The following is a 19,102-nucleotide window of genomic DNA, read 5'->3' as shown; positions in this document are numbered from 1 at the left end:
TCTAAGAGACGCAACACAACTTCAAAATACCATTTAATGTCGTGATAATGGTTTGGTATCGCACATCGCTTCGCCCGCCATCAAAGATAAATTTTGCGGTTTCGGTATGCGTAGCGGTTGCCCATGCAATACAAACCAATCCAACTGGTTTTTCTGCAGAACCACCACTAGGACCGGCAATGCCACTGACGGCTACGGCAATATCTGCATGGCTAGCGTGCCTAGCCCCTTCTGCCATTTCTTTGACGGTTTCCTCGCTAACGGCACCAAAGTTAAGTAGTGTTTGCGGCTGTACACCTAACTGATGCTCTTTAGCCATATTGCTGTAGCAAACCCACCCACCAAAAAACCATTCTGAACTGCCCGGGATCGCCGTTAATGCACTAGCAATCCCGCCACCCGTACAAGATTCCGCTGTTGAACAAAACCAATTTCTGGCCTTGAGTGCATCACCAACTGAATACGCAAGTTGGTATAGAGAGGAATCTGGATGTGGGTCGGTATGCATGCGTATTACTCCATAGAGTGTCGATGCTGATGGAAATACTGAATTAATCCCATTGTAGAGGGGTCATGTGCATTTGTCTTTTCTTTTTCAGAAGAGAGCAATGGCAAGATATCTAATGCCAATTGCTTACCGTATTCTACCCCCCATTGATCAAAAGAGTTAATTCCCCAAATCACACCTTGAACAAAGACTTTGTGTTCATAAAGCGCCAATAATGCACCAAGCGTTTTCGGGTCTAACTTTCTTAATAAAAGCGTATTAGATGGTTGGTTACCAGGGAAAACCTTGTGCGGCAGTAACGCCTCAATTTGCTGTTCAGATAATCCCGCCTTTAACATTTCACGCTGGGCTTCTGACGTGGTTTTCCCTTTCATTAATGCTTCACTTTGCGCAAGGCAGTTGGCTAATAAGTTCGCTTGATGAGCATTCACCTCAAAATGAGGGTTAACTGTCGCAATAAAATCGCAAGGTACTAATCGAGTTCCTTGATGCAATAATTGGAAAAAGGCGTGCTGCACATTGACACCAACATCTCCCCAAATCACAGGACCAGTATCAAATAAGATGGGTTCGCCCTGCTTACCTGCCCGTTTTCCGTTTGATTCCATGTCTAGTTGTTGCAAGTGTGCAGGCAAGCGCTGCAAACCTTGCACGTAAGGCATCACAGCGTGAGTATGAGCCTTATAAAAGGTGTTATACCAAATACCAATTAACGCCATAATAATTGGCATGTTTTGATCAATTGGCGCAGAGAAAAAATGCTGGTCCATCGAAGCGCCGCCAGCTAAAAATGCTTCGAACTCATCCATTCCAATCGCAAATGCCAGAATCAACCCCACCGCAGACCAGACAGAATACCGTCCGCCAACCCAATCCCACATTTCAAATAAATTATCGACTTGGATACCAAATGCAGTCGCTGCGGCCTTATTTGTCGTTACACCTACAAAATGTTTTGCCACCGCACTTTCATCACCAAGGGCATCGACTAACCACTTCCTTGCCGCCACCGCATTTAACTGCGTTTCTAGCGTGGAAAAAGATTTTGAAACCACAATAAATAAAGTCGTTTCCGGGTTTAGTCCGGCAAGGACTTGATGAATATGTTCAGGATCGATATTTGAAAGAAAATGACATTTCACACCAGTATTCGCATAGGGTTGCAACGCCTCAACCGCCATACGAGGACCAAGATCAGATCCACCAATACCAATATTTACGACATCGGTAATTTTTTTATCGGTAAAGCCAGTCCAAGCTCCTGTTAATACATGATCAACGAATCGGCGCATTTGGCGCAGTACTTTTCGAATACCGGGAAGGATTGGTTCACCGTTGACTTGGTAGGGGTAATCGCCCTGCTCTCTTAGCGCCACATGCAATACAGCACGGTTTTCACTCACATTAATCGGCACACCTTGCCGCATTTTTTCCATTTCTAATGGCAAGCCAGCAGCCAATGCCAAGTCGCTAAGCAAAGCAATTGTTTCACGGTTAATACGATTTTTAGAAAAATCCAACAAGATGCAAGCCGCTTCTATCGAAAAACGATTAAAACGCTCTGGGTCGGTAGAAAATAGATCGCGCATTTGCCATTGTGCGGTACTGCGTTGGTGTTTTTCTAGCGCTTGCCAAGCAGAGGAATGAAAAATAGTTGGTTGCATGTATAGGGCTTATAAGATAGCGATACAGACAAAATAATAGCTGGAAATGACAAAGCAATGTAGTGAAAATGTAGTTTTTAACTTTAAATCACAATAAAAATAGACTTGCAACGCTTAAAAAATTACAAAATGTAGTTTTTATGTAGTTTTAGGCACGTTTCAATAATGCTTTATCTTGTAATCGGCTAAATAAGAATAAAGCGACCAACCCGCCAAATAAGGCGAAAGCCATATCGGATTGAGTATCCCAAGGGTCACCTTGCGTGCCTAAAAATTGATCGGCCCCTTGGTTTAATATGAGAGCAGCAACCCATTCAATCAGTTCATAAGATGAACTAATGAGCATCACAACCGATATGCAAAGAAAATTCGCCATTTTTCTACCTGTAACAATAGATTGGCAGATAAACACTTCTCTACAGATCAATGCAGGCCCAAAACCTTGATAAAAGTGACCAATTTTGTCGTATGGGTTTCTAGAAAGACTAAACCAAGATTGAATCTCAAAGCCAAGTGGGACTTTGGCATAGGTATACGCACCGCCCATCATCAAAATCCAACCGTGCAAAAGAATCACACCATATAGAAAACTAGTAAAACGGATTTTGTGCTGATAGAACCAGAGAATGGGTAGTGCTAGTAAACAAGGAAACACTTCTAATATCCAAGTTAACTTATCGACTGCAATCATATAGCTAAGGATTAAACCTAGGCTCCATCCTATTGAGAGAATAATCAGGGATTGGTTAGGATTTAATGGAGATTTAAGCGTCATCGGTTACTTAAACGCTCTTAAAATCATACGTTGGCCATCAATAGGCAACAGACTAGATAGATCTAATTTTTTGATATTGAAATGATCTAGCATGATAATTTCTGGGCTAACTTGTTTAGGCACAACCTCACCTTCCAATGCTCTCACTGCTAAATCAAGTGCAATACGACCTTGAATCACAGGAGAATCCGATGGTGCAGCCATTACGTCACCCGAGCGAATCAAATTCACAATATCACTCGTCGCATAAATAGAAACCAGCTTACTCCGCCCTTGAGATAACCGCATAAAACTAGCTGCAGCATCAATAGCCACTGCATTACCTAAAATAAAATCAGGAGGAAGATGACTAGAAAAATAGCGGCGAATCAATCCCGCTTGCGATGATCTATCTGTTGGCCCATAACCACCATGAATCACCGTCACGTTTGCATTTGCAAATAATGTATTAATGCCATTTTCAGCATCTTTTACCCAGCCCGCATCTTTGGGGCCAGGAAACCAAGCAATCTTGATTGGCTTGCCTTTTGCATCGCTAAGAATATACCTACCCGCAGCAGAAGCCATATCCGCAAAGCTGAGTTCAGAACGAGATGTCACATCCGTCGAGTTAATCCCATTCACTAAATCAATAACAGGCTTTCCCTCTTTTACTGCTTTTTGAATTTCACTAGCAAAGGCTTGCTGTGAAATAGAGGCAATCACAAAGGCATCTGCATTTTGCTGATCACACTGCAACCACTGTTTACGCTGATTATCTAACTTGTCATATCCACCCGCTTCTAATATGGCAACGTTGACATTCAACCGTTTTGCATCTTGATCAATACCCTGCGTTACCCCCCACCAATATTTATCTTTTCCATGGGGAAGCAATACACAGACCCGCCAATGCTTTTTTACTTTGGTAATCGGCGTGTAGGACTCTGCCAAGCCATCTTTTAAGACTTTTACCGGATACCAATTTGCAGCATGGCTTGGACTCATACAGAAGAATCCAAAACATAACAACCATGCTGAAAACTTTAAATATGATTTAATCATTTTTATCTTTTATACAACCTACGCCCATTTAATACAGATATGCACATTAGATTGACTAATGGTTCATTTTTTAAAGTGTAGCCTATATTCAATTGATAACAAGTTTTTGACCTGCTTACATTCTGTAAATGCTTGATCAGTATGCGGTACAATAGCGAAATATTTTTTTCAAGTGTTATGAACATGTCTTCAAATGATCCAATCGAAACCCAGCCAGAAGAAACTAAAAATGAGCATGGGCACATTAAAAGTTTTGTCCGTAGAGCAGGACGAGTGACCGAAGGTCAGCAACGTGCACTGAATAACCTCTGGCCAACATACGGCATCGCATACGAACAAAAGCAACTTGTGTTAGACGCTGCATTTGGTCGGCAAGCACCATGTGTACTGGAAATTGGATTTGGCATGGGCGGAGCGACAGCAGAAATCGCTGCAGCAGCGCCAGAAACAGATTACCTTGCGCTTGAAATTCACCCGCCAGGCGTAGGTAATTTATTAAAGCTTATTGAAGAAAAATCGCTAAATAATATTCGCATCATTCAGCATGATGCTGTCGAAGTATTAAGAGATATGATCCCAGAAGGGAGCCTAGCAGGTGTACATATCTACTTCCCTGATCCATGGCACAAAAAGCGCCACAACAAACGTAGACTAATCCAATCTCCATTTATCGCTAATCTGGTGAAATATATAAAACCAGGTGGTTATCTGCATTGCGCGACAGATTGGGAAGACTACGCCATTCAAATGCTAGAAGTGTTATCTGCAGAACAACAACTGCAAAATACTGCTGATGGCTATGCACCAAGACCGGAGTGGCGCCCACTAACCAAGTTCGAGCAAAGAGGTATCCGGCTTGGTCACGGCGTTTGGGATTTGTTGTTTACGAAGAAGTAATCCAACCATTTCATCAAAGAGGGCCTTCTGGCCCTCTTTTTTATTTCAAAGCATCTAATAAGCGATTAGCCACGGCTGACTCATAATGAAAACCAATGCGTTTAGCGGTGGGCACAGCATCCACTAGCCCTTTAGTCGCATTTTTCATTACACAAGCGGTTCCCACGGTTTGTAGCATTTCTATATCATTTAGATGATCACCAAATGCAATACAATCACTCGCGTGGATGTTTAGGTGCGCTAACAAATGCTTTAGTGTCGAGCCCTTGCTTGTCGATTTGGGCATGACTTCTAGGCATGTATCTGCTGAAAAAGTAATGTGGGCATGATCAGAGAAATTAGAGCGCAGGTAAGGTTCTATTTCTTTTAATCCCTCATGATCCCCCACTAGCAACACTTTCAGTACATCATCGCCTGTGTGTTTGCTTAAATCCTGAATTTCATAAAAGAAGCCAGACTCTGCGTGGTATTCCTCCAGACCTTTTGCTTCTTTGTTAATTAGCCAAGCATCTTCATGGTAGATATTTAACCAAACCGCGTCATTCGCGTGAAATTCTTTGATCAGGGTTTCTACAATCCATTTTTCAACCGTTGCTTTGAACATTAGTTCACCACTTGGGCTGTGCAATGTAGCGCCATTAGAGGTAATTAACCAAGGTTGTTTGTTTAGCTTACCGGTTATCCCTCTTACATCGAGATGATGACGGCCTGTAGCTAATACTAACTCGGTTTTTAAGGCTAAATATTGGTTAAGTACGTCCGCTGTAAAATCATTAATACGATGATTTTCATCTAGTAGCGTGCCATCTAAATCAGAGGCAATAAGTGGATACATAACATTTGCTTTAGCAGGTTCGAAAATAGAATTGTAACTGAACCCTCTCGCATTGATGGACTAGATTCAGACTACATTTGGATTGGTCAATCGACCAAACTTATCTCAACCTTCATGCTTTTCAGCCAGAACGGCTAACATTTTGCGTCAATATGTCACACCTCAACGTCAGCAAAATCAAGTAAGCTTCGTGCATTGACTCATACACACAAATAAGAAATAGGCACAACCCATGTTTTTCAGAAAACTATGTATCGCAGCAGCACTCTTAGCATCTACAACAACCTTTGCACATGAATTTAAAGCGGGTGAATTAGTGATTCATCACCCTTGGTCTAGAGAAACCATGGCGGGAATGAATATGGGAGCGGTCTATTTCAAAATAGAGAATTCAGGCAGCAAATCAGACAGTTTACAATCCGTAAGTAACCCCGAAGTTGCAGAAAAAATGGAACTACATACCCACCTAAATGAAGGTGGCGTGATGAAAATGCGCCCAGTTGGAGAGGTAAGCATCTTACCGAAAGCAACAGTAGACTTTAAACCACAAAGTTACCATGTGATGATGTTTGGCGTGAAGAAGCAGATGAAAAAAGGGGATAAATTCCCTGTAACGCTTCACTTTAAAGAAGCGGGTGATGTAAAAGTAGAAGTGTATGTAGAAGCAGCAGATAGCATGCACTAAGCTGCATACAGTACAAAAATGAAGCGGTAAGAAAGGCGATTTTCAAATTGAAATCGCCTTTTTCTTTACTACTTGAGCTTACCGTTTATTGAGGTTGGCTTAACCGTAATGCCCTATCCAAATCTGCTTGAAGATCTTGAATATGCTCCAAGCCAACAGACATCCGTACAAAATTAGGCGGAATATTAGCCGCCTTCATTTGCTCTTCATTCATTGTGCCAGACCACATCGCGGCGGTATGAACCAGTAAAGAATCCACGCCCCCCAAGCTCACAGCATGGGTAGCTAGTTTTACGTTAGAAACAAACTGACTAGTTTCCTGATAACCCCCTTTTACCGCAAATGCAATAACAGCACCAAAACCAGACATTTGTCGTTTTGCTAGTTCATGTTGTGGATGAGACGTTAACCCTGGGTAGTAGACGGACTCAATCAATGGATGGACAGCTAGCCAATTGGCCAGTGCCAATGCATTTTGATTAATCCGCTCTACCCTTACGCTTAGTGTACGTAACCCACGTAGTAGCAGCCAAGCATCCATGGGAGATAACACAGAACCTAAAGTCGTATGCATCGACCAAATTTTTTCGCCCAACTCATGGTTGCAGCAAATAACACCCGCTGTAATATCGTGATGGCCACCTAGATACTTGGTGGCACTATGAACCACAATATCAATACCGAGATGATGCGGTTGCTGGTTTACAGGGCTGGCCAAGGTGTTATCCGCAATGGTCAATATCCCATTTTGTTTCGCAATATCGGCAATAGCAGATAAATCAGTTAGTTGAAGCGTTGGGTTTGCCGGTGTTTCCAGCATAATCAAGCGAGTGTTGTCTTGAATCGCTGCGGCAATAGCTTCAACATTTGTTTGTTCAACCAAGGTAACGGTCACGCCAAATCTAGGCAGTACTTCATCGAAAAGCTTCGTTGTACTCATGTAATGCCGCGTTTGCGCCACGACATGATCCCCTGCGGAGACAAGCGCTAACACCGCCGTGCTGATTGCGCCCATTCCGGCCCCCGTTAGCAATGCGGTATCAGTTCCTTCTAATTGCGCCAGTATCGCAGCGACACGGTCATGAACAGGGTTACCATAGCGGGTGTAATAGCGGCTGTGACGGGGGGTATTTGCCATTTCGGCAAAGGCAGATGCATCCTCCGCACGAAACGTTGCCGAATAATAAATAGGCGGCACAATCGACACATCATCCCCTACATCCCCATGTAGCAACAAGGTATCTAGGTGAAGCGGGTTATTTGGTTCACGCATTATCATTTACTCTGTTTAGATAGGCTGGATTGGCGTTTTATAATGGTAGAGGAGGTAATCCATGTGTGCTACGGGCCCGATTACAGGCAGGAATAAAGACCCCAACAGCAGACATCGGCGCAAACTCTCTACACGGAGAGGGGCGCTCTTCGTAAATACCGCATCGAACAGACTCCCCTACTTTGCCAATCAGTGCGACGCATCTTGGGCGGGCATAATCCGTCCCCCTCATGCGGCATAAAGAATCGGTTTCATCATCCGCCAAACCATATGGCACTTTACCCCAAGGCTCATCGTCTCTTTCCGAGCGGTGAAAGGTGACTTTAAATGCCGCGCAGCAAGCACCACAACTCATACACTCATTACTCATGATACTTGCTCCATTGGTTGATTAAGTGATGCTAGAAAAGCTCGAATTTCTGTTGGATGGCTCATCGGGCGAACCAACATAAAAAAACTCTCGGCCTGTGAATATCCTTTTCGAAGGTAGCCAAGCCATTGTTTAAACCGACCACCGGCGAATTTGGGCTCTACTTTTCCACAAATTAGCTCAAAATATGTCTGAAAGATAGGCCAAAGGCTTTCCCATGCCAACCAAGCTTCTTCTACTGATTGCCCATTTAGGTGATAGCGTATTTGTTTTGCCAGGTCGGGTCTTGAAAGCAGGCCTCGTCCAATCATAATGTCATCGATACCCGAAACAGATTTGCACTTTAGATAATCTTCGACGGTCCACACTTCGCCATTCGCGATCACTGGGATCGAAACATGATCTGCAATTCGTCCAATCCATTCCCAATGCGCTGGTGGGCGATATCCATCCACCTTAGTTCTAGCATGCACCACTAATTCCGCCGCGCCTGCGCTTTCCAATGCTTTGGCACAGTCTAGTGTTAATGAGGTATCTTTCACTCCCAAGCGCATTTTAGCGGTGACGGGAATATGACTAGGTACTGCGCGCCTTACCTCTGACACAATGGAATACAGCACTTCCGGATGATCTAATAAGATGGCTCCGCCACCGTGTTTATTCACTAATTTTGCGGGGCATCCAAAATTAAGATCTACCGCAAAAGAACCCAGTTCTGCGACTCTCGCCGCATTATCTGCCATACAAATAGCATCACTACCTAATAGTTGCGCTTTTACAGGTACACCCGCCTGCGTTTTGCCAGCATTTTTTAATTCTGGCATCACGCGATAAAACTGCCTTGCAGGAAGTAAAGTACCCGTAACACGGATAAATTCGGTTACACACCAATCCACTGGAGATAATTGCGTAACCACCTCACGCATCAATGCATCGGCCACCCCTTCCATTGGGGCAAAAACAATCTTCATTTATCCGATACCCATGGCGGTGTTTGACCAATTGATTGCCACGCTAACGTTAAGCGCTGCCACACTAGTTCTTTTTCATCGTCTGTCATTAACACCCAATTAGCAACCTCGACAAACGTTCGGCCGCATCCTTGGCAAACTTCATCACCAAGTGCCGTAGAGCACAAAGCAACACAGGGTGAATCTGGACGATCACTCATTCAACAACCTATCAACATAAATTAAATTTGAACGTATTTTACGTGAGCATGGTCAGAAAAACCATGTAGCAATCTAGATGGCAAGTCGCTATTAGCGGTATATACTTGAATGTAAATAGTTTGGGAAGGTAATAAAAATGAATCAACAAATTGCAACCCTAGCGGGCGGCTGCTTTTGGTGTACAGAGGCCGTATTTGCCAGATTACAAGGTGTTGTCACAATTGCCCCTGGTTATATGGGGGGGCACACCGATAGCCCAGACTATAAAGCAGTCTGTACCGGGGTGACCGGGCACGCAGAAGTCATTCAAATCCACTACCAACCAGAAATTATCGACTTTAAAGCTTTATTGATGGTGTTTTTTGCGACGCATGATCCAACCACCCTTAATAGACAAGGTCACGATACAGGCACGCAATATCGCTCTGCTATTTTTTGCCATGATGAAGATCAGGAAAGTACGGCAAGCGAAGTGATTCAGCAGTTGGATAATGGACGTTACTTTCCAAACCCGATTGTGACAGAGGTCAGTAAAGCAAGCACGTTCTATCCAGCAGAGTCTTATCACTTTGGGTATTTTAATAAAAACCCATACCAACCCTATTGCCAAGCGGTTATTCATCCAAAGTTACATAAATTGGAAGAATATTTTAAGCATTTAATGAAGTAAATGCCGTGATTAAGCAGTAAGAGCAACTGCTTTCGTTACATCAACAGAGAGCGGAATAAGCGAGCCGGCAGTTGGTCGTCCTAGTGCAATCCACTCTCTTCGTGAAAGAGACAACACCCAACGTTCGTCCAAGGCAATCACCTCTACAGTAAGATTATTGCCTTGGAAATGAAGCGCTTCTATTTTAGCGGTTGGTTCCCCATCAAAACCAAATGCCTCATCAGGCCATAAGGTAGCATTTTTTATATTCTTATGACCAAGGAAGCCTGCTACCCACTCATTTTTTGGTTGGCTATATAAATCATCTGCAACACCAGCAACCACACAAAGGCCTTCATTCATGATCAACATTTGATCTGCCAGATAAAAAGCTTCTTGCTGGTCATGCGTTACAAAAATAGAAGTTTGCCCAGAGCCCTTCAGTAAAGCGCGTAACTGTTGCTGTAAGTCCTCTCTTAGCTGAGCGTCCAAATTTGAAAAAGGCTCATCTAGCAACAAAAGCTGCGGCTCAGGAGCCATGGCTCTTGCGACGGCTACGCGCTGTTGTTGACCACCTGAAATATCATTCGGGTAACGCTCAGCGAGATCTGCAATTCGCAACCTCACTAGCCAGTTATCAACCCTCTCCTTCAAACTAGCCGAAGAAACCCCTTGCATACTTAAGCCAAATGCCACGTTTTCCCAAACAGTTAAATGAGGGAACAAGGCATAATCCTGAAAGACGAAACCAATTTTACGATTTGCTACCGAGAGTAGATCTAAGCGAGTGCCAGCAAAAGAAATCTCTCCAGCGTCTGGTAGTTCTAAACCAGCAAGTAATCTAAGTACCGTGGTTTTCCCACAACCACTCGGCCCTAATAATGCAAGCGTATCCCCTTTTTCAAGCGAAAATGAAATCTGATGAACGGCAGGTTTAGTTGCACCCAAATATGTCTTACTCAGCTCATGAACGGTTAACAAAAGCGGCTCCTTTGCGTACCCATCTCAAAATCGGTAAGTTAATTAGATAAAACACAGCAGTTGAAACTACCAATAGAAGGACAGATAAGGCTAATGCTTGATTAAAATTGGCAATACCCGGCTTCCCTAGTTTTTCATAAATCAGCGTTGTAATCGTCGTCCATTCTGGTCTTGATAAAAACAAGGTAACGGCAAACTCACCCAGCGTAGTCGCCGCAGCAAACGCTAATCCAGACTGTATTGCTGGTAATAGAATGGGAACATCGATTCGCCAAAAAGACTGGCCTCGACTAGCGCCTAAAGAATGGGCTGCCTCACCTAACCTAGGAGGTAGTTGCCCCCAAGCCAATGAAACCTGTCTCGCCATTAAAGGATAAGCCAACAAAACATAACCCGCGATCAGCAAGCACAGACTAGCAATAAAGGAAGGATAAGCAACCAACAATGCTAATGCGAGCAAAGAGGAGGAGATTAGATAAGGAGAGTATGTCACTAACAGTTTTAGTGTGCCGCCCTTTCGCACCTGACTCGCAACAATTAAACCAATCACACTAATACAAGGCAGGCTTAATCCCGTAAAGAACAGACTATTTTTAAGTGCAGGATAAAACGCTTCATCCTGAAAAATAGCGAGATAAACTTGATAACCACCGAGTAACGATTTAACGACCAAGCCAACCATTGGGGCAATTGAGATGATCGCAGCAACTAGAATGGGCAAGTAATAAAACCACCGCATCGTACGTTGGATGCCAACCTGCTTAAATGCTAATTGTCGCTCAGCTTTTACCGGCAAAGACAATTTGGCATAGGCATAGACAACCAATGCGCACATAAAGAGTTGAATAAGCGCAACAAAAGCTGCAGAGGGTAAATCTAGCTGTAATGCGGTTAGCTCATATATTTCAACTTCTAAGGTTGCCCACTCTCGCCCACCTAGCAGTAAGGCAACCCCAAAACTGGTGCCACAAAATAAAAAGGCTAACAGCCAAGATGCCAACACTGCATTTTTTATAGCGGGCCAAATAATACGTCGCTTAATCTGCCAACCTGAGGCGCCCAATACCTTTGCCGCTGAAATTTGATTCGACGAAACACGTTGCAATGCTTGGTAAATTGTCCAAATACTAATCCCAAGGTTATAAAAAACGTACCCCCACATCAGCGGCAAAAAGCCCTCTGACGGTAAAATAGGAAACCAACCTCGCGGACCAGCAAGTGCCAAAATGGCGAGGGAGCCAACAATCGTTGGCATAAGATAAGGCAGTAACACCAAACGCAGAAAAAGTCGTGCCCACTTCGGACGATACTCAGACAATATCCAAGCAACAGGTAAGGCGATCACCACGCACAAACATGCAGCAAGGCTCGCCTGAAAAACAGTGATACCGACTCTTTTCCAATAATAACTATCTTGGAGAAGATCCAAGCTAATTGGATAATCAAACAACAAACGCGTTAAAGGCCACGCAATCATTAAGGCCAAATAGAAAAATGCCACAAAACTAAGTAACGTAGAAACGCTAAACTTATTTTGTGGCATTTTCAAATACATCCTACAAGCGACGCTTAGGGGCGCATCAATTTTTGCCATTCAGCAACTAGTTGCTGCACTTCTTTACCTGATTTAGGCACAACAGGTTTCGTTAGTTTGGTTGGCAAGGTCGCGAAGCTAAAAGTTTTATCCAGCACAACATCTTCTCTGACCGGATACATCCACATATTGGTAGGCAAGTCTGCTTGCACAGATTTAGAAACCATAAATTGAATAAACTTACCCGCTAATTGCGCTTCTTTGCCACCTTTTACCAGTCCAATACCTTCAGCCTGCATAAAGTAGCTACCCGGAACAAACAGATTGTCAGTAGGCGGAACGCTGAGTTTACCTTCGCTGTAGAAGACTTCGGCAGAAGGAGACGTGCTGTAACTGACAACAAATGGTCTGGTACCACCATTTTTAGAGAACTCTTTTTCGTAAGCATCGCTCCAGCCTTGCGTTACTTTTACGCCATTGGCCTTCAACTTACCCCAGAATGCCCATGCTTTTGCTTTACCTAGATGATGAACGGTTGCCATCATAAAAGCTAAGCCCGTACTACTGGTTGCAGGGTTCTCTACCACTAACAGGTCTTTGAACTGAGGTTTTGTGAAATCATCCAATGATTTCGGCAATACTAATTTATGCTCAGAGACATAGGCTTTATCGTAATTTAGTGCCACCAAGCCATAATCGACGGTAGTCAGGTACTCGCTAAACGCTTGTTTAGGCGATTTAACTGGCGTTGGCTTAACCAAAACATCTGCATCTGTCGCTTTAGCAACAAGCAGGTTATCAATGCCATAAACAACATCCGCAATTGGCGCAGACTTTGTCAGGATTAGCTTATTTAGCATTTCACCAGCATCGCCAGCTTTAATGACAGAGACTTTCGCTGCATTTTGCGCTTCGAATTCAGCAATCAGTTTTTTATCAACTGAAAAAGAACTATGAGTAAGCACTCTTAATTCGGCGGCCGACGCACCAAAAGTAGTTAAAAGCAAGGTAGCTGATAGTAAACGACGAAACATATTCCCTCTCAAACTAGTTAAAAGGGGCTATGCAGGGGAAGTAGAATGCATGAGAAAACACGCTCCCTCCGCTGGCATGACCCAGATCAGGTACAGGGTATATCTCAGTCTGCATAACATCTATGCAGACACCCCCGGTGTTAACGACAGATTATTTTATAAATTAACCTTGTCAGGTTAAATATTATAAAACGTTTAAGTGGTAGAAAAAGGCACTACCAAGAAATAAACATTACAAATGAAAAAAGCCGCTAAAAGCGGCTTTTTTCTTGAATCTGGCGCACCCGGAGCGATTCGAACGCCCGACCCTTTGGTTCGTAGCCAAATACTCTATCCAACTGAGCTACGGGTGCGTTGCCTGTATTTCTACAGAAGTTAAGTTGTTAGTGGCGCACCCGGAGCGATTCGAACGCCCGACCCTTTGGTTCGTAGCCAAATACTCTATCCAACTGAGCTACGGGTGCGCTGCTTTACAACTTAGTTCTATTGTGGCGGAGAAAGAGGGATTCGAACCCTCGATGCAGGTTTTGCCCGCATGCTCCCTTAGCAGGGGAGTGCCTTCGACCACTCGGCCATCTCTCCGTCAACAGAGATGCGAATATTATAGATATTCCCTACTCTCGTCAACACCTTATTGCAGAAAAATCTTCAATATCATCACTTTTTCTGCAAATGTCGTGTTTTTGCCTGTTTTATAAGCAAATTTTGCAGCAAAATCACCGTTTTAGCATCTTGAATCTCACCAGCCATTAGTTTTTCTTCACACAAAGATAATGGCCATTCAATCAACTCAATCTCTTCACCTTCTTCCACTAAGCCACCACCGCGAGCAATTCGCTGAGTATCCCGAATATTGGCTGTGTATAGCATCAAGTATTCAGTCACGACGCCAGGGCTAGTAAATACCTTCATGACAAAATCGACATGATCGACCTGATACCCTGTTTCCTCAAGGATTTCCCGCTTAATCGCCGTTTCAGGATCCTCCCCATCTAAAAGGCCAGCACACACTTCAACCAACATCGGCTCTTCATTTAGATAAAATAATGGCGTTCTAAACTGTTTAACCAGTACAACCGTATCATTTACTTCGTTATAGAGTAAAACACCTGCGCCAGGGCTTTTTACATATAGCTCACGCTGAAGATGCTGAACCACACCGGAATCATGTTGATATTCTAATGAGAGTTGTCTTAGCGTATTCCAGCCCTCATATAGCAACCTATCTTCTAACATGCGAACTTTTTGCTGAGTCATTTCGAAGCGCCTCACTGGTTACTGAGTTTTTTTGTAGTAGCGAAATCTAGTTAAGTCTCGCATTAAAAGACTTCACCAATAAAAAAAGGGCAGCGAATACGCTACCCTTTTTTCTCAGCAGTAAAACTAGATTAAGCCAATGGTGCTGGCTCTTTATCTAATTCAAATGCTTTATGAAGCACACGTACTGCTAGCTCCATGTATTTTTCATCAATACCAACTGAAATCTTAATTTCAGAAGTAGTGATGATCTGAATATTAATACCTTCTTCAGCCAACGCACGGAACATGGTACTAGCAACGCCAGCGTGTGATTTCATGCCGATACCAACGATCGATACTTTGGCTACATCGGCAGAGCCGGTCACACTTGCGCCACCGATATGAGATAGCGTTTCTTCCAAGATCAGCTTCGCACGATTGAAATCGTTACGATGCACAGTGAAAGAGAAGTCTGTTGTGCCATCGTGGCTGATGTTTTGAATGATCATGTCTACATCAACATTTGCATCCGCAACTGGGCCAAGAATTTGGTATGCAATACCTGGTTTGTCAGGTACGCCACGAACAGTAATTTTCGCTTCATCACGGTTAAATGCGATACCGGAGATGACTGGCTTTTCCATATTGCTATCTTCCTCAAATGTAATCAGGGTGCCTGCGCCTGGATCATCCATGAAGCTGGAAAGCACGCGCAATTTGACTTTGTATTTACCTGCAAACTCTACTGAACGAATTTGCAAAATCTTAGAACCTTGACTTGCTAGTTCTAGCATTTCTTCAAAGGTAATTGTCTCTAGACGTCTAGCGTCTGGCACAATGCGTGGATCCGTTGTATAAACACCGTCCACATCAGTATAAATCTGACATTCGTCTGCCTGTAGTGCAGCAGCCAATGCAACACCAGAAGTATCAGAACCACCACGACCTAACGTAGTGATGTTACCGTCAGGGTCCATCCCTTGGAAACCAGCAACGATCAAAATGGTGTCGTTGTCTAGGTCCGCACGCATGCGTTCGGTATCAATATGTTCGATACGCGCTTTCGTAAAAGCGTTATCTGTGTGTACGCGCACTTGCCCACCGGTATAGCTTTTGGCTTTGTAACCGAGTTCTTGCAGCGCCATAGATAGCAAGGCAATCGTAACCTGCTCTCCTGTAGACGCTAGAACATCCAATTCTCTAGGATCAGGTGAAGACTGGATTTCTTTTGCAAGGGCAATCAGGCGGTTCGTTTCGCCACTCATAGCGGAAACTACTACCACCAGCTGATGACCTGCTTCTTTAAAACGAGCCACCCGCTTGGCGACATTCTTAATGCGTTCGGGGCTCCCCACGGAGGTGCCGCCGTATTTCTGAACGATGAGCGCCATTGCCTATTCCGATAAATTAACAAACAAAAAATAAGAGGGATATTCTACTGCAAAACAATCAGTTAGAAAGGGAGATAAGAAGAAAATTAGGCAAAAAACAATAGTCTAAGTCACGTAAATGTCGTTGAAAGATCACAAAACTGTCATCACTGTGCAATTCAGTTCACATTACGGACATTTAGCTTAAGCGGCTTTTTCGTTTAACCATATTCGCCCAATGCTCCAAGGTAGTTCTAAATTCTTGGGCATTAATTGGTTTTGCTAGGTAATCATCCATACCGGCCCCCAGAAAACGCTCACGGTCTTCCGGCATGGCATTTGCAGTCATTGCAATAATAGGCGTTCTACATAAAGGCTCAGCCATGGCCCGAATAGCCGCGGTTGCGGCTAAGCCATCCATTTCAGGCATGTGAATATCCATCAAGATAAAGTCTGGCTGTGACTCCATCAGGATTCTTACTGCTTCAGCACCATTGTTTGCGATAATGACGCTGTAACCATACTTATTTAAGAGTGCAGCGGCTACCTTTTGATTGACCAAGTTATCTTCGGCTAATAACACTTTTGCCAAGGGTGCATCAGCGTTTGGTAAGGCCTTCGGTTGAATACTGATGGTTTCTGCATCCACTGAAATTGATTTACTGGAATTATTGAATGCATCTGCTACTTTTTTCAGTGCATTTTGTAAGGTTTTCCTAGTAAATGGTTTTCTTAGCGCAATGATCGGCAACTTAGCGAAACTTGGTAAATCTTGACTAGGTAGTGCGCCAAGCAAAATCACCGGAATTGCATGAGATGTTCTAATTTCAGATAACTGATTCAATAAATCGGTGACTTTATTTCTATCGTCTACATCGACAGAAACCACTAAGACAGACTTTCGAGTGTGTTGCTCGTTCTTAAATGAGGCAAAAAACTCGTCTTTCGCATGATGCAGGCGATGCGGCACTGCATAATCTTCAAACTGACTTTGTAACCATTCAACAACAGTAACTTGACTGTCAATAATTTCAATATGGATATCAGATAACAAAGGCTCTACCGGATCAATGGCGGTTACCGGTTGAGAAGCCAATGCTTCGATCGGTAATTTGAACCAGAAAGTACTTCCCTGCCCTGCGCGACTAAATAATCCAATTTGACCTTTCATCAAGTCGATTAGGCGCTTAGAAATAGCAAGCCCAAGTCCAGTCCCTTCAAATTTGCGTGATAACGAGGCATCTACCTGGGTAAAAGGGGAAAATAAATGGCTTTGTTCTGATACAGGAATGCCAATTCCTGTATCAATGACTTCAAATAATAAACCGTCACTAGAAGTAGTAGGTGCTACACGCAATTTAACCGAACCTGATTCTGTAAACTTAACCGCATTACCAACCAGATTGAGCAAAATTTGACGAACGCGACCACCATCCGCCACCCATACAGCAGGTAAATCTTTTGGATAATCTAAGATTAAATCAATTTGCTTATCAAAGGTTTTAGGCGCGATTACTTCAACCACACTTTCTAACAGCTCGAGCAAATTAAACTCATGCGGGTGTAGCACAAGCTTATCTGCCTCCATTTTAGAGTAGTCGAGTACGTCATTAATCACTTCAATTAATGCTTGGCCAGATTCACGAATAGTGGAGACAAACTGTGTTTGCTCTTCATTTAATGGGGTATAACTAAGCAACTCAGCCATGCCAATCACGCCATTCATTGGCGTTCTAATTTCATGGCTCATGGTAGCTAGGAATTGTGATTTTGCCCTGTTCGCAATTTCGGCATTTTCTTTAGCTAAATGTAAGGCATCATTCTTTTGATTAACGGCTTCAAGAATGCGTTTATTCTTTTGAAGGTTGAGATAAAGGCTAAGCAGCACAAACCAGCCGATAACAAACATAGCGGCAAATGCCCAACCTAGCCATTCGTATGCATGCTTTTGTCTGACAACGGTTTCTGTTCTTAAATTGGTTTCATCATGGTTGGCTTGAACAGTAAGGTCATGAAGCCCTGAGCGTAAAGGCAATAACTTGGCCATCAAGGCTTGGTAAGTTTTTTCATCGCCGGCTTGAAAATCCTGGATAACTGGATCTATATCTTCTAAGACTTTTTTTAGTCCTGCAATCGTAGGCTTCGCACCACGAATACTACGCAACTCTTCGCCATGGACATTTTCTTCATGAAAAAGCTGTAGGCGGCTCCACAAGATGTCTAGTCTGGTGGTCATATCATCATAACTAACTTCGGGGGCTTTACTCTCGTATCTAGTTAACGCCATCAAAAAGCGTTCATATTCAATTTCTAGCTGTGCAGAAGCCCAAAATGGGCTATCAAAACGAGACGATAGTTGTTCTGATTTTTCTAGTGGAATATGGACAAAAGCATTCCAGAGTGTCACCGCCAATGCGGTGATCACGCCTGCAAAAAGAGACCACCCAATGAGTGGTCTCGATTTTGGAGAACTAAAAAATTGCTTTAGTTTACTTAACATCCAACGCCTTTAATTGCCACAAGAACTTAGAGTCTGCCTCTGGACTCACTAGTTCAGGATGTTGATCTCGAGGGTAAATCACCCATAGAGGACCTTTATCCCTACGTGACATTGCTTTGCCATCCATGGTTGCGGCAATAATCACATCATACTTTGTAAAATCTGCAGTTGGAATTTCTACTTTATAGTCGTTAATTGCAATTGCATTTACTTTTGCACCAGTTGCACCAACTAATTTCAGAATATCTCTGGCTAATGGACCTTCAAATGTTGGTTTGCCTTTGGTCCATGTGGTGGAGGTTTGCACCTTTTTCATGCCAATTTTTTTCAACATTTCCATATCGAATTGAGCTGTGTGAGCATCTTTATTCGATTTGGTCAGATTACCAGTAATGGTCAGTACGACAGGCCCTTTAGGAGCCGGTAAATCCTCTGCGTAAGCGGTTGAAACGGCCAAGCTAATCGCAACAACACCCACACCTAGCCAACGATTCAAAAGCCCTTGCATAATATCACTCCCTGTTTGTCTGTTTAATTTACTGGCTGCTATGATTTAATGCGTAGCAGCAGAT

Annotated in this window: 19 protein-coding genes, 3 tRNA genes and 1 riboswitch; of the genes, 3 read left to right on the top strand and 19 right to left on the bottom strand. The window is 43.4% G+C overall.

The annotated features are described in order from the left end of the window. Position 1 precedes the first annotated feature (1 nt). The 4 genes from LIN78_RS13210 to torT form a co-directional block, all read right to left on the bottom strand. Positions 2 to 508: a CinA family protein gene (locus LIN78_RS13210; protein ID WP_227181311.1), complete on the bottom strand. Its 507-nt coding sequence runs from the start codon at positions 506 to 508 to the stop codon at positions 2 to 4. Between the two features lie 5 nt (positions 509 to 513). Then, positions 514 to 2,172 (bottom strand): glucose-6-phosphate isomerase, encoded by a 1,659-nt coding sequence (gene pgi, locus LIN78_RS13205; protein ID WP_227181310.1) that lies wholly within the window; start codon positions 2,170 to 2,172, stop codon positions 514 to 516. Between the two features lie 148 nt (positions 2,173 to 2,320). Further along, a complete protein-coding gene (locus LIN78_RS13200) occupies positions 2,321 to 2,947 on the bottom strand; it encodes a DUF2238 domain-containing protein (RefSeq protein WP_227181309.1) in 627 nt (208 codons plus the stop codon). 3 nt (positions 2,948 to 2,950) lie between these two features. Next, positions 2,951 to 3,934, bottom strand: coding sequence for a TMAO reductase system periplasmic protein TorT (torT, locus tag LIN78_RS13195; RefSeq protein ID WP_227181308.1), 984 nt, complete (start codon positions 3,932 to 3,934; stop codon positions 2,951 to 2,953). Positions 3,935 to 4,174: 240 nt separating this feature from the next. Here torT and trmB point away from each other — a divergent pair, with 240 nt between their 5' ends. Continuing rightward, a complete protein-coding gene (gene trmB / locus LIN78_RS13190; RefSeq protein ID WP_227181307.1) occupies positions 4,175 to 4,888 on the top strand; it encodes a tRNA (guanosine(46)-N7)-methyltransferase TrmB in 714 nt (237 codons plus the stop codon). Between the two features lie 40 nt (positions 4,889 to 4,928). On the opposite strand, the gene LIN78_RS13185 is transcribed toward trmB, so the two are convergent. Next, positions 4,929 to 5,723, bottom strand: coding sequence for an HAD family hydrolase (locus tag LIN78_RS13185; protein ID WP_227181306.1), 795 nt, complete (start codon positions 5,721 to 5,723; stop codon positions 4,929 to 4,931). Positions 5,724 to 5,955: 232 nt separating this feature from the next. On the opposite strand from LIN78_RS13185, the gene LIN78_RS13180 reads away from it, so the two are divergent. Next, complete coding sequence (locus tag LIN78_RS13180) at positions 5,956 to 6,408, top strand: copper chaperone PCu(A)C (RefSeq protein ID WP_227181305.1); 453 nt, start codon at positions 5,956 to 5,958, stop codon at positions 6,406 to 6,408. 85 nt (positions 6,409 to 6,493) lie between these two features. On the opposite strand, the gene LIN78_RS13175 is transcribed toward LIN78_RS13180, so the two are convergent. Genes LIN78_RS13175 through LIN78_RS13160 form a run of 4 tightly spaced genes read right to left on the bottom strand, consistent with a single transcriptional unit; the run spans position 6,494 to position 9,222 of the window. Continuing rightward, positions 6,494 to 7,681, bottom strand: coding sequence for a trans-sulfuration enzyme family protein (locus LIN78_RS13175; RefSeq protein ID WP_227181304.1), 1,188 nt, complete (start codon positions 7,679 to 7,681; stop codon positions 6,494 to 6,496). 37 nt (positions 7,682 to 7,718) lie between these two features. Continuing rightward, positions 7,719 to 8,051 carry a YkgJ family cysteine cluster protein gene (locus LIN78_RS13170; RefSeq protein WP_227181303.1) on the bottom strand — a complete coding sequence of 111 codons (333 nt, stop codon included), beginning with the start codon at positions 8,049 to 8,051 and terminating at the stop codon, positions 7,719 to 7,721. Then, positions 8,048 to 9,022, bottom strand: coding sequence for a tRNA dihydrouridine synthase (locus LIN78_RS13165; RefSeq protein ID WP_227181302.1), 975 nt, complete (start codon positions 9,020 to 9,022; stop codon positions 8,048 to 8,050). Before LIN78_RS13165 ends, LIN78_RS13170 begins: the two co-directional genes overlap by 4 nt. Continuing rightward, positions 9,019 to 9,222, bottom strand: a complete 204-nt coding sequence (locus tag LIN78_RS13160; RefSeq protein ID WP_227181301.1) for a DUF1289 domain-containing protein — start codon at positions 9,220 to 9,222, stop codon at positions 9,019 to 9,021. The genes LIN78_RS13165 and LIN78_RS13160 overlap by 4 nt, the downstream gene beginning before the upstream one ends. Positions 9,223 to 9,359: 137 nt before the next feature. Between LIN78_RS13160 and msrA the strand changes: the two genes are divergently transcribed. Next, positions 9,360 to 9,893 carry a peptide-methionine (S)-S-oxide reductase MsrA gene (gene msrA / locus LIN78_RS13155; RefSeq protein WP_227181300.1) on the top strand — a complete coding sequence of 178 codons (534 nt, stop codon included), beginning with the start codon at positions 9,360 to 9,362 and terminating at the stop codon, positions 9,891 to 9,893. Positions 9,894 to 9,902: 9 nt separating this feature from the next. Here the strand turns inward: msrA and LIN78_RS13150 are convergent, their stop codons facing one another. The 10 genes from LIN78_RS13150 to LIN78_RS13105 form a co-directional block, all read right to left on the bottom strand. Then, positions 9,903 to 10,853 carry an ABC transporter ATP-binding protein gene (locus tag LIN78_RS13150; protein WP_227181299.1) on the bottom strand — a complete coding sequence of 317 codons (951 nt, stop codon included), beginning with the start codon at positions 10,851 to 10,853 and terminating at the stop codon, positions 9,903 to 9,905. Beyond that, positions 10,837 to 12,396, bottom strand: a complete 1,560-nt coding sequence (locus tag LIN78_RS13145) for an ABC transporter permease (RefSeq protein ID WP_227181298.1) — start codon at positions 12,394 to 12,396, stop codon at positions 10,837 to 10,839. Before LIN78_RS13145 ends, LIN78_RS13150 begins: the two co-directional genes overlap by 17 nt. A 26-nt stretch (positions 12,397 to 12,422) precedes the next feature. Continuing rightward, positions 12,423 to 13,421 carry a thiamine ABC transporter substrate-binding protein gene (locus LIN78_RS13140; RefSeq protein WP_227181297.1) on the bottom strand — a complete coding sequence of 333 codons (999 nt, stop codon included), beginning with the start codon at positions 13,419 to 13,421 and terminating at the stop codon, positions 12,423 to 12,425. A 45-nt stretch (positions 13,422 to 13,466) separates the two neighbouring features. Then, positions 13,467 to 13,567: riboswitch (TPP riboswitch) on the bottom strand. A 130-nt stretch (positions 13,568 to 13,697) separates the two neighbouring features. Beyond that, positions 13,698 to 13,774 (bottom strand) — tRNA-Arg (locus LIN78_RS13135). Positions 13,775 to 13,808: 34 nt separating this feature from the next. Then, positions 13,809 to 13,885: transfer RNA gene (locus LIN78_RS13130), tRNA-Arg, on the bottom strand. A gap of 25 nt (positions 13,886 to 13,910) precedes the next feature. Next, positions 13,911 to 14,003: transfer RNA gene (locus LIN78_RS13125), tRNA-Ser, on the bottom strand. 75 nt (positions 14,004 to 14,078) lie between these two features. Next, on the bottom strand, positions 14,079 to 14,678 hold the full coding sequence (locus LIN78_RS13120) for an NUDIX domain-containing protein (RefSeq protein ID WP_227181296.1): 600 nt from the start codon (positions 14,676 to 14,678) through the stop codon (positions 14,079 to 14,081). 131 nt (positions 14,679 to 14,809) lie between these two features. Continuing rightward, positions 14,810 to 16,051 carry an aspartate kinase gene (locus LIN78_RS13115; protein WP_227181295.1) on the bottom strand — a complete coding sequence of 414 codons (1,242 nt, stop codon included), beginning with the start codon at positions 16,049 to 16,051 and terminating at the stop codon, positions 14,810 to 14,812. 178 nt (positions 16,052 to 16,229) lie between these two features. Further along, complete coding sequence (locus LIN78_RS13110) at positions 16,230 to 18,530, bottom strand: ATP-binding protein (RefSeq protein WP_227181294.1); 2,301 nt, start codon at positions 18,528 to 18,530, stop codon at positions 16,230 to 16,232. Beyond that, on the bottom strand, positions 18,520 to 19,038 hold the full coding sequence (locus LIN78_RS13105) for a putative pterin-binding protein (protein WP_227181293.1): 519 nt from the start codon (positions 19,036 to 19,038) through the stop codon (positions 18,520 to 18,522). Before LIN78_RS13105 ends, LIN78_RS13110 begins: the two co-directional genes overlap by 11 nt. Positions 19,039 to 19,102: the final 64 nt, after the last annotated feature.

It is taken from the genome of Leeia speluncae, assembly GCF_020564625.1.
In the GTDB taxonomy this organism is placed as follows: Bacteria; Pseudomonadota; Gammaproteobacteria; order Burkholderiales; family Leeiaceae; genus Leeia; species Leeia speluncae.
The sequence above is the reverse complement of the archived record's forward strand: the minus strand, read 5'-3'. Positions and strand labels throughout refer to the sequence as shown.

What these genes read in the sequence shown, in the direction of transcription:
- LIN78_RS13115 (WP_227181295.1), bottom strand. Translation starts at nt 16,051, where the DNA reads ATGGCGCTCATCGTTCAGAAATACGGCGGCACCTCCGTGGGGAGCCCC.
- trmB (WP_227181307.1), top strand. Translation starts at nt 4,175, where the DNA reads ATGTCTTCAAATGATCCAATCGAAACCCAGCCAGAAGAAACTAAAAAT.
- LIN78_RS13180 (WP_227181305.1), top strand. Translation starts at nt 5,956, where the DNA reads ATGTTTTTCAGAAAACTATGTATCGCAGCAGCACTCTTAGCATCTACA.
- pgi (WP_227181310.1), bottom strand. Translation starts at nt 2,172, where the DNA reads ATGCAACCAACTATTTTTCATTCCTCTGCTTGGCAAGCGCTAGAAAAA.
- LIN78_RS13110 (WP_227181294.1), bottom strand. Translation starts at nt 18,530, where the DNA reads ATGTTAAGTAAACTAAAGCAATTTTTTAGTTCTCCAAAATCGAGACCA.
- torT (WP_227181308.1), bottom strand. Translation starts at nt 3,934, where the DNA reads ATGAGTCCAAGCCATGCTGCAAATTGGTATCCGGTAAAAGTCTTAAAA.
- LIN78_RS13140 (WP_227181297.1), bottom strand. Translation starts at nt 13,421, where the DNA reads ATGTTTCGTCGTTTACTATCAGCTACCTTGCTTTTAACTACTTTTGGT.
- LIN78_RS13105 (WP_227181293.1), bottom strand. Translation starts at nt 19,038, where the DNA reads ATGCAAGGGCTTTTGAATCGTTGGCTAGGTGTGGGTGTTGTTGCGATT.
- LIN78_RS13175 (WP_227181304.1), bottom strand. Translation starts at nt 7,681, where the DNA reads ATGCGTGAACCAAATAACCCGCTTCACCTAGATACCTTGTTGCTACAT.
- LIN78_RS13120 (WP_227181296.1), bottom strand. Translation starts at nt 14,678, where the DNA reads ATGACTCAGCAAAAAGTTCGCATGTTAGAAGATAGGTTGCTATATGAG.
- LIN78_RS13185 (WP_227181306.1), bottom strand. Translation starts at nt 5,723, where the DNA reads ATGTATCCACTTATTGCCTCTGATTTAGATGGCACGCTACTAGATGAA.
- LIN78_RS13160 (WP_227181301.1), bottom strand. Translation starts at nt 9,222, where the DNA reads ATGAGTGATCGTCCAGATTCACCCTGTGTTGCTTTGTGCTCTACGGCA.
- LIN78_RS13200 (WP_227181309.1), bottom strand. Translation starts at nt 2,947, where the DNA reads ATGACGCTTAAATCTCCATTAAATCCTAACCAATCCCTGATTATTCTC.
- msrA (WP_227181300.1), top strand. Translation starts at nt 9,360, where the DNA reads ATGAATCAACAAATTGCAACCCTAGCGGGCGGCTGCTTTTGGTGTACA.
- LIN78_RS13170 (WP_227181303.1), bottom strand. Translation starts at nt 8,051, where the DNA reads ATGAGTAATGAGTGTATGAGTTGTGGTGCTTGCTGCGCGGCATTTAAA.
- LIN78_RS13165 (WP_227181302.1), bottom strand. Translation starts at nt 9,022, where the DNA reads ATGAAGATTGTTTTTGCCCCAATGGAAGGGGTGGCCGATGCATTGATG.
- LIN78_RS13210 (WP_227181311.1), bottom strand. Translation starts at nt 508, where the DNA reads ATGCATACCGACCCACATCCAGATTCCTCTCTATACCAACTTGCGTAT.
- LIN78_RS13145 (WP_227181298.1), bottom strand. Translation starts at nt 12,396, where the DNA reads ATGCCACAAAATAAGTTTAGCGTTTCTACGTTACTTAGTTTTGTGGCA.